8 protein-coding genes are annotated in these 11,652 nt (G+C 69.2%); 4 read left to right on the top strand and 4 right to left on the bottom strand.

Annotated features, from left to right (window positions below):
- Nucleotides 1–99: 99 nt before the first annotated feature.
- From hflK to ACOMD9_RS13420, 4 genes are all read left to right on the top strand, one after another.
- Entirely contained in the window at nt 100–1,320 is a 1,221-nt protein-coding gene (gene hflK / locus ACOMD9_RS13435) for an FtsH protease activity modulator HflK (RefSeq protein WP_421415718.1), read from the top strand.
- Nucleotides 1,321–2,205, top strand: a complete 885-nt coding sequence (gene hflC / locus ACOMD9_RS13430) for a protease modulator HflC (RefSeq protein ID WP_421415716.1) — start codon at nt 1,321–1,323, stop codon at nt 2,203–2,205.
- Nucleotides 2,206–2,398: 193 nt separating this feature from the next.
- Entirely contained in the window at nt 2,399–3,574 is a 1,176-nt protein-coding gene (locus ACOMD9_RS13425; protein ID WP_421415715.1) for an ATP phosphoribosyltransferase regulatory subunit, read from the top strand.
- Between the two features lie 108 nt (nt 3,575–3,682).
- Nucleotides 3,683–4,978: an adenylosuccinate synthase gene (locus ACOMD9_RS13420; RefSeq protein ID WP_421415713.1), complete on the top strand. Its 1,296-nt coding sequence runs from the start codon at nt 3,683–3,685 to the stop codon at nt 4,976–4,978.
- A 118-nt stretch (nt 4,979–5,096) separates the two neighbouring features.
- On the opposite strand, the gene ACOMD9_RS13415 is transcribed toward ACOMD9_RS13420, so the two are convergent.
- From ACOMD9_RS13415 to ACOMD9_RS13400, 4 genes are all read right to left on the bottom strand, one after another.
- On the bottom strand, nt 5,097–7,775 hold the full coding sequence (locus tag ACOMD9_RS13415; protein WP_421415709.1) for a tetratricopeptide repeat protein: 2,679 nt from the start codon (nt 7,773–7,775) through the stop codon (nt 5,097–5,099).
- A 34-nt stretch (nt 7,776–7,809) separates the two neighbouring features.
- Nucleotides 7,810–9,072 carry an alginate lyase family protein gene (locus ACOMD9_RS13410; protein WP_421415706.1) on the bottom strand — a complete coding sequence of 421 codons (1,263 nt, stop codon included), beginning with the start codon at nt 9,070–9,072 and terminating at the stop codon, nt 7,810–7,812.
- 92 nt (nt 9,073–9,164) lie between these two features.
- On the bottom strand, nt 9,165–10,046 hold the full coding sequence (locus tag ACOMD9_RS13405; RefSeq protein WP_421415704.1) for a polysaccharide lyase: 882 nt from the start codon (nt 10,044–10,046) through the stop codon (nt 9,165–9,167).
- 53 nt (nt 10,047–10,099) lie between these two features.
- A complete protein-coding gene (locus ACOMD9_RS13400) occupies nt 10,100–11,644 on the bottom strand; it encodes a PilZ domain-containing protein (protein ID WP_421415702.1) in 1,545 nt (514 codons plus the stop codon).
- Between the last annotated feature and the right edge of the window lie 8 nt (nt 11,645–11,652).

The following is an 11,652-nucleotide window of genomic DNA, read 5'->3' as shown; positions in this document are numbered from 1 at the left end:
CGACAGGCGTCGCTCGGACGGCGCACACAGGATCGCAACCGATGCCCGCCCCCGGAGAGCCCTCCGGGGGCGGGAAGCAACGCATAGTGGAGAGGACGTATGGCCTGGAATGAGCCTGGTGGTGGCAACCAGCACGACCCCTGGAGTGGTGGTGGCCGACGCGGCGGCAGCAATGGGGGCGGCGGCAACCGCGGCGGCAATCAAGGCCCCCCCGACCTGGACGAGGCCCTGAAGAAGTTTCAGGACAAGCTCAACAGCATGCTCGGCGGCCGCGGTGGCAAGGGCGGCGGCCGCGGTGGCAAGGGGGGCGGTGGCAAGCCGCGCAACACCTTCGCCCTGCCGGGACTGCTGATCATCGTGGCACTGGCGATCTGGGCGGCGACCGGCTTCTATCTGGTCGACCAGTCCGAACGCGGTGTCGTGCTGCGCTTCGGCAAGTTCCAGGAGGTGGTCAGTCCCGGCCTGCACTGGAACCCGCCGCTGATCGATGACGTGCGCATGGTCAACGTGACCCGGGTGCGTTCGCTGACCCAGACCCAGTCGATGCTGACCCGCGACGAGAACATCGTCGAGGTCGAGATCTCGGCCCAGTATCAGGTCAACGATCCCCGTGACTTCGTGCTCAACGTGCGCAACCCGCAGCTCTCCATCGAGAATGCGCTGGATTCGGCGCTGCGCCACGTGGTGGGGGGTACCGACATGATCGACATCCTCACCTCGGGCCGCGAGATCCTCGGCAGCTCCGTGGCCAGTCGCCTGCAGTCCTACCTGGACAGCTACGGCACGGGTATCCGGCTGCAGACCATCAACATCGAGTCCACCTCGGCGCCGGCACCGGTCATCGACGCCTTCGACGACGTGATCCGGGCCCGCGAGGACCGTCAGCGGACCATCAACCAGGGCATGGCCTACGCCAACGCCATCATCCCCGAGGCCCAGGGTCAGGCCCAGCGCCTGGTCGAGCAGGGCCAGGGCTATCGTGAATCGGTCGTGGCCGAGGCCCGCGGCCAGGCCAACCGCTTCAACGCCCTGCTTACCCAGTACCAGAACTCGCCGGCCATCATGCGCGAGCGTCTCTACCTGGATGCCATCGCCGAGATCTTCGGCAGCACGCCCAAGGTGCTGGTCGACGTGGCCGACGACAGCCCGCTGATGTACCTGCCGCTCGACCAGATGGGCAATGGCGGCGGCGAGCGTCGCGGCGACGGCGAGCGCCTCGGCGAGGAGGGCGAGCTCGACCCGCGGGTGCTCGAGCGCCTGCGTGGCAGTCAAGCGACCGGCAGTACCAACAGCAGTGGAATCCGCAGGGAGGGCCGCTAAATGATCAACAATCGTTCCCTGATCATCGTCGGCGGCCTGGCGGCCGTGGCCTGGCTGGCGAGCAACAGCCTCTACGTGGTCGACGAGACCGAGCGCGCGGTGAAGCTGCGCTTCGGTGAGGTCATCGAGGAGAACATCCAGCCGGGGCTGCACTTCAAGATCCCGGTCACCCAGACCATCCGCAAGTTCGATACCCGGGTGCTGACCCTGGATACCGACACCAGCCGCTACCTGACCCTGGAGCAGAAGGCGGTGATCGTCGACTCCTACGTCAAGTGGCAGGTGATCAACCCGACCCGCTACTACGAGGCCACCGCCGGTGACGAGATGATGGCGATCCGCCTGATCCAGCCCCGGGTCGACGAGAGCCTGCGTAACGAGTTCGGTCGCCTGGACCTGCAGCAGATCATCGCCGAGCGTCGCGACGACCTGATGCTGCGCCCCACCGAGGAGCTCGACGCCCTGATGCGCGACGAGCTCGGCGTGGCGATCCGCGACATCCGTGTCAAGCGGATCGATCTGCCCGAGGACGTCTCCGCCGCGGTGTTCGAGCGCATGCGCTCCGAGCGCGAGCGCGAGGCCCGCGAGTGGCGGGCCCAGGGCCAGGAGGAGGCCGAGCGGATTCGTGCCAACGCCGACCGCCGTCGCCAGGTATTGCTGGCCCAGGCCACCGAGCGTTCCGAGACCCTGCGAGGCGAGGGTGACGCCGAGGCCGCGGCGATCTTCTCCGAGGCCTACGAGCAGGACCAGGAATTCTTCGCCTTCTGGCGCAGCCTGAACGCCTACCGCGAGAGCTTCAACGGCGACGGCAACATGCTGGTGCTCGATCCCACCAGCGACTTCTTCCGTTACCTGAAGAGCGCCGTGCCCCAGAACGAGGGATGACCCGGCCCATCGGCTGGTCCGGCATGGGCCCCGCCCCTGGCGGGGTTCATCCCCGGCGCAAACGTGGTAGAATCCTTGAACCGGGCGTGGCCCGGTTTTTTTGTGGCCTGTTCCCGTCCCGGCGGGTGTGCCATCGCGCCGCTCACCGGAGTATTTTTCCCAGGCCATTCATCGTGTTGCAGGACGAATAGACATGACCATCGCTGACCGCTGGCTGCTGCCCGACGGCATGGACGAGGTGCTGCCTCCCCAGGCGAGCCGCATGGAGGAACTGCGTCGGGCGCTGCTCGATCTCTATCACCGCTGGGGCTATGACCAGGTGATGCCGCCCCCGGTGGAGTTCCTCGACTCGCTGCTGACCGGCACCGGTACCGACCTGGACCTGCAGACCTTCAAGCTCACCGATCAGCTGACCGGCCGCATGATGGGTGTCAGCGCTGACGTCACTCCCCAGGTGGCGCGCATGGATGCCCACTCGATGCAGCGCCAGGGGCCGGTGCGGCTGTGCTACTGCACCAATGTGCTGCGGGCCAAGGCCGACCAGCACCAGGGGGGGCGCAGCCCGGTGCAGGTGGGCGTCGAGCTGTTCGGCCATGCCGGCCTCGAGGCCGATCTGGAGATCCTGCACCTGGCACTGGCCAGCCTGGTCGCCGCCGGGGCCGACGAGATTCACCTGGCGCTGGGCCACATCGGCATCTACCGTAGCCTGGTACAGGCCGCCGAGCTCGATGTCGAGCAGGAGCGGGCACTGTTCGAAGCGCTGGAGCTCAAGTCGCCGGGCGAGCTGGCGGCCCGGGTCGACGAGAGCGTCGCGGACCCCGCCCTGGCCGGGATGTTCGTGGCGCTGGGCCACCTGCACGGTGGCCCCGAGGTGCTCGACGAGGCGCGCGAGGCCTTCGCCGAGGCACCCGCCGCGGTGGGGGCGGCACTGGATCAGCTGCGGGCCCTGCACCAGGGGGTACAGGCCCAGCATCCCGAGGTCGAGCCCTATTTCGACCTGGCCGAGCTGCGCGGCTACCAGTATCACACCGGCATGATGTTCGCCGCCTACGTGCCCGGCTACGGCCAGGCCCTGGCCAAGGGCGGGCGCTATGACGATACCGGTCGCGCCTTCGGTCGCGCCCGGCCGGCCACCGGCTTCTCCATGGACCTCAAGCTGCTGGCCACCCTGGCGCTCGGCGAGCCGGCCCATGACGGGATCTGGGCGCCGGCCGAGGGCGAGGGCCTGCGGGAGGCCATCGCCGCCCTGCGCGAGCGGGGCGAGCGGGTCGTCCAGGCGCTGCCCGGCCAGCGTACCGGTGCGGTGGAGCACCGCTGCAACCGGCAGCTGGCGCGGATCGATGGCCGCTGGGAGCCTCGCTCCCTGTAGACTTCACAACAGTGGGCCTGGCCGGTGCGCCGGTCATCGTAGATGGCCCTGGGCCTGACATGGGCGTAGCGCGGGCAGCGCGGCGCCGCAACGAGAGACGAGAGCACAATGGGCAAGAACGTAGTCGTACTGGGCACCCAGTGGGGTGACGAAGGCAAGGGCAAGGTGGTCGACCTGCTCACCGAATCCGCCTCCGCGGTGGTGCGCTTCCAGGGGGGGCACAATGCCGGCCACACCCTGGTCATCGATGGCGAGAAGACCGTCCTGCACCTGATCCCTTCCGGTGTCCTGCGACCCGACAAGACCTGCGTGATCGGCAATGGCGTGGTGCTGTCGCCGGAAGCGCTGATCAAGGAGATCCGCGAGCTGGAGGCCAAGGGCGTGCCGGTGCGCGAGCGCCTGCGCCTGTCGCCGGCCTGTCCGCTGATCCTCCCGTACCACGTGCGCCTGGACCAGGCCCGCGAGAAGGCCCGCGGGGTGGCCAAGATCGGCACCACCGGCCGCGGCATCGGTCCGGCCTACGAGGACAAGGTGGCGCGCCGTGGCCTTCGCCTGGGCGACCTGCTGCACCGTGAGCGCTTCGCCTCCAAGCTCGGCGAGGTGCTCGACTACCACAACTTCGTGCTGGTCAACTACCATGGCGAGGCACCGGTGGACTTCCAGCAGGTGCTCGACGAGGCGATGGAGATGGCCGAGGAACTGCGCCCCATGGTCTGCGACACCGTGGGCCTGGTCCACGACCTGCGCCGTGCCGGCGAGAACATCCTCTTCGAGGGGGCCCAGGGCTCGCTGCTCGACATCGATCACGGCACCTACCCCTTCGTGACCAGTTCCAACACCACCGCCGGCGGTACCGCCACCGGCTCCGGTGTCGGGCCGCTCTACCTCGACTACGTGCTGGGCATCACCAAGGCCTACACCACCCGGGTCGGCTCCGGGCCTTTCCCCACCGAGCTGTTCGACGAGCACGGCCGACACCTGGCCGAACGTGGCCACGAGTTCGGTGCCACCACCGGGCGGCCGCGCCGCTGCGGCTGGTTCGACGCCGTGGCCCTGCGCCATGCGGTGCAGATCAACTCGGTTTCCGGCATCTGCCTGACCAAGCTCGACGTGCTCGACGGGCTGGAGAACATCCGCGTCTGCGTCGGCTACCGCAGCAAGGATGGCGAGGTCCTCGACACGCCGGTGGATTCCGAGGGCTACGAGGCCGTCGAGCCGCTCTACGAGGACCTGCCGGGCTGGAGCGAGTCGACCCTGGGCGCCAAGCGCGTCGAGGACCTGCCGGCCAACGCCCGCTCCTATATCAGCTTCCTCGAGGAGAAGGTCGGCACCTCCATCGACATCATCTCCACCGGGCCCGATCGCAACGAGACCATCGTGCTGCGCAACCCCTTCGACGGCTGAGCCGTGCGAAGGGGCAGGGCTCCGGGGCGAAGCCGGGCTCTTGTCCCGTGCACCCTCCCCGATACGCGAAAGGCCGGCACCCGGTGCCGGCCTTTCGCGTGGTGCGAGCGCCGTGGCGTCATTGCGTCGCGGCGATATCGTCCGACAGCAGGTCGTGGAGGGTCTCCAGGGCCATGTCGCTGTCTCCCTCCATGACTTCGTCGAGCCACAGCAGCGCCTGTTCGCGGTTGGCATTCTCCAGGCCGTGGGCCGACAGGTAGGCCTCGGCGAGCGCCAGCCGGGCACTGGAGTGCCCCTGGTGGGCGGCCTGCAACAGATAGTCGGCGCCGCGCCGGGGGTCCGGGTCGAGGTGCTCGCCACGCAGGTATTCTCGTCCCAGGGTCGCCTGGGCCCCCGCATGACCCGCATCGGCGGCCTCCTGCAGCAGCGCCGTGCCGCGTTCGACATCCTGGGGCATACCGTCCTCGCCACGCAGCAGTACCCGACCGAGGTTGGCGCGGGAGGAGAGGTCGCCGCTCTCCACCGCCCGGGTCAGCCACTCCTCGGCCTGGACCGGGTCTGCCTCGACGCCGTTGCCTTCCAGGTAGGCCAGGCCCAGCAGCTGGGCGGCGTGGGGGTTGCCGGCCTCGGCGGCGGGGCGCAGGTAGGCGAGCCCCTGCTCGGGGTCGGTCTCGACGTTTTCACCCTGCAGGTAGGCGCGGCCCAGGGTGAGACGCGCACCTTCATGGCCGGCATCGGCGGCGCCCTGCAGCAGTTGCATGGCACGTTCGGGGTCGCTGTCGAGCAGCATCTCGCCGAAGTCGGCCCGGGCCCCGGTATGCCCGGCGTTGGCGGCGCGCTCGAGCCAGGCCCGGGCATATTCGCGGTTCTGCTCGACCCCTTCGCCGTCCAGGAAAGCGCGGCCCAGGTCGGCCATCGCGCCCGGGTGACCATCCTCGGCGGCTGCCACCAGGGCACGGATGTCACCCTGGGCGCCCCGCTCCCGGTTGAGGTGGGTCAGGGCCTCGTCGGCGGAGCCGTGGCCGGCATCCCGGGCCCGGGTCAGCCAGCGATCCGCTGCGTCCAGGTCCCTCGGCAGGCCCTGGCCATTACGATAGGCGCGGCCCAGTACCACCATGGCGTAGGCATCGCCCTGGTGGGCCGCCTGCTCGAGCAGCTCCAGCCCGCGGCGGGGCTGCTCCTCGAGGGGGCCGGCGAGGTAGGCCTCGCCGAGGGTGGTCATGGCGGTGGTGTCGCCGGCGTCGGCTGCGGCCAGGAGCAGTTCCTCGCCGCGGCTGGGATGGAAGGGAACCACCTCGCCGTCGAGATAGGCCTCACCCAGCAGGCGCAGGGCCCCTTCCTGGCCCCGGTCGGCTGCCGCGTTCAGCAGCTCCTCGGCCCGGCGGCCGTCGGCGGGCACGCCCCGTCCCTCGAGGTAGGCGGCTCCCAACTGCTGCGTGGCCCAGGGGTGACCCAGTTCGTGGCCACGCTCCAGGTAGTCCACGGCCAGGTAGGGCTGGCTCGGTACCAGTTCATCGCCGAGATAGATGTCCCCGAGGTACGCCAGGGCCAGTGGATCGTCCTGTTCGGCGCCCCGTTCGAGCAGTTCGATGCCACGCCTGACGTCGGGCGAGGTGCGCATCGCCGTGTCGGCGATGTCGTTGCCGGTGTCGCCTTCCCGGCGGCCCTGGGCCATGAGGCTGGCCCGCTCCGCCGCCTCATCGATCAGAGCCGAACCGAGGACCACCATGGCATCCACGGAGCCGGCCTCGATGGCGCGGGTCAACCAGCGCTCGGCCTCGCCTCGCCGGGTCGGCCCCTGTTCCGGGTCGAGCAGGAGCCGGCCCAGCTGTGTCATGGCGTCCACGTCACCGCGTTCGGCGGCTTCCTCGAGCAACGCCATGCCGCGCTGGGGGTCGCTCTCCATCATGGCCCTGCCGGCCTGGCCCAGGGCATCCTCATCTCCGGCCTCGGCGGCCCGGACCAGCCACGCACGGCGTTTCTCGGGCTGGTCGCCCAGCAGCCCGTCCGGCGCATGGAGGCCGGCCAGCTGGCGCATGGCATTCGTGTCGCCGGCAGCGGCCTGCTCCTCGAGGGTGGCGGCATAACGCCGGGCGTAATCCATGGTGTGCTCCGGGGCCTCGGGGAGCCAGCCCCCGGGGGCATGCGCCTCGGCCAGGGCCAGCAGGGCCTGCTCGTCACCCCGTTCGGCGGCACGGACATAGAGCTGCCTGGCCCGCTCGGGATCGGCTCCGATCCCCTCGCCGCCCTCGGCGAGCAGTTCCGCCAGCATCGGCTCGGCGCGCTCCACCTCCTCGTTCACTGCCTGGTCCAGCAGGTAGTAGGCCAGTACGTCGTTGCGCTCGACACCATCGCCCGTGCGGTAGAGTTCGGCCAGGCTGAGCGAGGCATTGCCGCGGATCGGCGAGGGTTGCTCGATCGACCTGCCGTAGAGTCGTGCCGCCTCGACGGGATTCCGCTCGACGCCTTGGCCGGCATCGTAGAGCTTGGCCATCTCGTAGAAGGCGGGGGGAACGTGGCGGGCCATCAACGGCTCGAGGCGCTCGATGGCCTCGTCGTGCCGGCCGGCCTCGACCAGTTCCTGGATGCGGCTGATCCTGTTCCAGTCCTCTCCTTCTATGGCGGCCCGAGGCCCGCCGGAGAACCAGTCGGCGTATCCGGCCGGCACCCCACGGGTGTCGCCTCCATCGGTGGGCTGACCGGGCGCGGCGCAGCCTGCCAGTACAGCCAGCAGGGCGAGGGAGGCCGTGAGCCGGCGAGGGACGGAGGAGCGGATGGTAGAGACGGTCTGCTTCATGGATGTTTCCTCGTTCTGCGGTGGGACGACCGCTTCACTGCTGGCCGAGGCCACGGAAGGCCTCGGTCTGGCGCTGCTCCTCGTCGAGGAAGACGTGGGTCTGGGCATCGGGCGACATGAAGTAGAGGGTGGCGTAACCGCCGGCGCTGCGGCTGTAGAGCGGCCGCACTCGGGTCACGAAGTCGTCGATGCGCGGGTCGTCGAAGCGGGTCTGGTAGATTTCCATCCAGGTGAAGTACTGGGGATCCTTGAGAAAACCGGTGTACTGCTCGAGGGGGGCGTAGTCGCCGAGCGCGGCGGGGTCCTCGAGGATCTCGAACAGGAAGTCGACGGCGTCGTGGATGGTGCGGCCCTCGATTTCCAGGTCGAAGATCTCCTCGTAGCCCTGGCGGGCGATGACCTGCATGTTGGTCACCAGGTAGAGCAGGGCATAGTTCTGGTAGTGGGTGGCACGCCGGCCGCGGTTCACCTCCAGGGGGAAGGCGCCTTCTGCGGTCATGTCGTGCAGCGCGGAGTAGATGGCGCTGACCCCGAAGCGGAACAGCTCTTCGTCCTCGGTGAGCACGCCGATCACGCTGCCGTAGAGGGCCCGGCGGTAGAAGTGGTTGTTGCAGCAGCTGTTCTGGGGCTCGCCGGGGATATCGGCATGGATGTGGGCGAGGTCGTTGAGCCAGGCCTCGAGGCGCTCGCGCTCCTCCTCCAGGCCTTCCAGGAAGGGGCGCACCGTGGCGTAGGCCATGCCGGCGGCAAACAGCATCGACTCGGTGGCGAACCAGGCCTGGGGCTGCATGGAGTCGTAGTGGAAGTCGGTGAGCGCCTCGGCCTGGGCCCAGTGGTCCAGGTAGCGGACCAGGCACTCGGCGTAGTAGGGGTCGCCGCTGGCGACGAAGGACCCCGCCAGCATCGAGACGTTGTCCTCGAAGCGGAACAGCGGCTCCGAGGCGAGCTCCCACTCCTCGGGACTGGGATAGTAGCCCGGGATCCGCACCCGGGTGGTGATGGGCTCGTACTCCAGCAACTGCTGGCAGCTCGGCCCCTGGGAGAGCTCGTCGATCTCCTGCAGGAGGATGGAGTTGTCGACCTCCTCCAGCTCCGCCATGCGAGCGGCCACATCGAAGTAGCCGGCATCCGGCGCGTTGACCTGGTATTCCGAGAGATCCAGGGCTTCCCGCTCCTCCCGGCCGAGGAGCTCATTCTCGTCGGCGCCGGCCCCGCCCGCCAGCCCGACGAGCAGCAGGGCCAGGAGCACGGGACGTGGGCGACACGGCGGGAAGACTCGGAATCGGGCTTGAGGCATGGTCGTCGTGACTCCCTTCTTGAACTGGATCGAGCCGGACGGGATGGTCCCTCCGGGCAGGTCGAGCGACTGAGGGTCGGCCGGGCCGCGGCTCATGACCCCGGGACAAGCAGGCGGAAGTCGGCAAAGTCCGCGTACTGGTCGCGAGGGGTACGCCACTCTTCACCGGTGCCACCGAAGAAGGTCGAGAACATCAGGCCGTCGATGGTCAGGTCGGGGGTGGTGCGGTAGACGATGTCGCGCTGCTCGAGTACCGGCTGACCGTCGATCCACAGGCGTGCCAGGCCATTGGCCTGATCATGATCGTTGAGGACGATTTCCTGCTCGATGGTCACCCACTCGCCGCTGGGAAAGGTCCAGGCACCGCGGCCCACCGAGGTGCCTTCCTGATCGACCACGTATTCGTAGAGCTCCCCCTGGCCAAGCTCACGCCACATCAGGCGCATGGAAAAGCCGTTCTCGCCATCGGCGGTCTCGCCACCGCTGGGCGCCTCGCCCCCATAGAGGCCCGGCAGCTTGCCTCCCTTGACGAAGTCGAAGCCGGGCTCGAAGCGCACCCGATAGCTGAGGCACGCCTGCTCGGCGCCGGCCAGGGAGGCCGGCTCGGTATAGAAGCCGGCACCGCCCTGTTCGTCGTCGCCCGGCGAGGAGGTGCCGGCGGGGTAGTGGACCCGCAGTCCGGGTACGCCGAGGCCCGTCTGGGCGGTGTCGAGTCGTTCGACGTTCCGCTCGGTACCCCAGTGGCGATGGGTGTCGAAGCCCTCGCGGATCGCCGTATGGCCGTCGTCAGCACCGCTGGGCCGGGGGGCATCGACCTCGACGTAGCGCGCCGAGCAGGCCTCGACCCGCGGCAGGCCCAGGGAGGCCTCGTCGATGTCGCCGGCCCGGGCGGCCCCGGGGAGGAGTGCCGTCAGCAGTGCTGCCAGGGTGAGGCCGGCCGCGGGGCCGGTGCCCTTGCTAGCGTCCAAGAACATGGTGCCTCCTGGGTGGTCATCCGCGACTCCCGCGGATGTGAACATGAATTCCATCAGCCGGCGTCGCTCTCGTCTTCTTCCATGGCCGCGCGGTAGATGCGGTCGCCGAACTGGATGACCGCGCGCATACCCTGCCAGACCCACTCGGCGGTGGCGCCCAGCAGCGGCGCTTCGGTGAAGCGCACGTCGACCGGCTGGCCGACGCTCTCGGCCGGGAGGTCGCGCTCGGGAACCAGCAGCACGCTGGCCACGTTCTGCTGCTGGCGCACCCAGCTGGGGAAGCCGGCGCGGGGCTGCCGTTCCACGTCGAGGGCGACGTTGCGAACCCGGGCGCGGATCGGCTCCGAGGCGTGGGGCAGGGCGATGAAGGCCTGCTGGTTGGGCTCGATGCGCTCGATGTCGTTCATGTGCACCAGCGCCTCGACCAGGACGTCGTCCTGGTCGGTGCGGATGAGCGTCATGATCCGCTCGCTCTCGTTGATATAGGTGCCGTCGGCGCTGCTCAGCGCCCAGGCCACCAGGCAGTCGCAGGGGCTGTAGATGTCGTTGTTGGCCTTGCGGGCCTCCAGCGCGGTGATACGCGAGCTCTCGTAGTCGCGTGCCGTCTCGAACTGCTCGATGCGCGCCCGGGCGATCTCCGGCGACACCGACTCGAACGACAGGGTGTCGCCGCTGGCAGGCTGGGCGGAGTTGGCCAGGCTGACCTCCTGGGTGCCGCCGTCGAGATGTTCCTGGAGGTTCTCGATCAGGCGGTTGTTGTAGCGCTGGGCGGCATTGGCGAGGATCAGGTCCGACTCCAGGTCGCTGTTCTCGACGCTGGTGAGCAGCTGGTCCCGCTCGACCCGGTCTCCGGCCTGCAGCTCGTGCGCCGCCAGGATGCCGGGCCCGGGGGCGCGGATATCGATGCGTGGCGCGGTCACGGCGGCGAAGCTCGGCTCGATCATCATGAAGTTGCGATAGGCCGTGGCGGCGGCGACCAGCACCAGCACCCCGATGGCCGCGAACAGCAGCATATAGCGGCTTCTGGGACGCGGGGGGCGAGACGAGGGCAGGGGCTTGGTGACCCCGGCCTGCCGCTTGCGCGGCGTCTGGGGATCCTCGCCGGCCATCAACGCCTCGACGCTGGCGGTGCGTCCGCTCAGGCAGCTGCGGATCACCTGTCGCAGCAGTTCCCGGTGAGGCGGTTCCATGTCGATGATCTCGAACCCCGCCTTGTACCCGCGTCCGTTCGGTTCGGGCACGGCACGCCGGCACTCGGCGCGTAGCGGGATGATCAGCTCGGTGGGACCGGCCATCATCAGCAGCGAGGCCGAGATCGCCTCGCCGGTCTGGAAGGCGCGGTCGCTGTAGAGGGCGAAGCCGCCCAGGGAGACATCTGCCCCGGTCAGGGTGGTGCCGTCCTCCAGCCGGACCCGGAAGGGCGGCGACACGCGGATATGGCGGCGCTCGTCACGGCGTTCGTGCTGGATGCGGTCGCCGTTCACCTGCCGGGCGTGGTCATGGGGGGCCCCCGCCGGATAGCGGTCATCATCCCGGGCACCCCCGAGGGTGGGTTCGTGTCGCTCCTGATCGCGATGATCGGAAAAGTGGTCAGCCATCCGTTGGT

Origin of the sequence: Halomonas terrestris (assembly GCF_049166755.1) — a bacterium.
GTDB lineage: Bacteria > Pseudomonadota > Gammaproteobacteria > Pseudomonadales > Halomonadaceae > Halomonas.
Note: the sequence above shows the minus strand (reverse complement) of the source record. Positions and strands in the feature narration are given on the sequence as shown.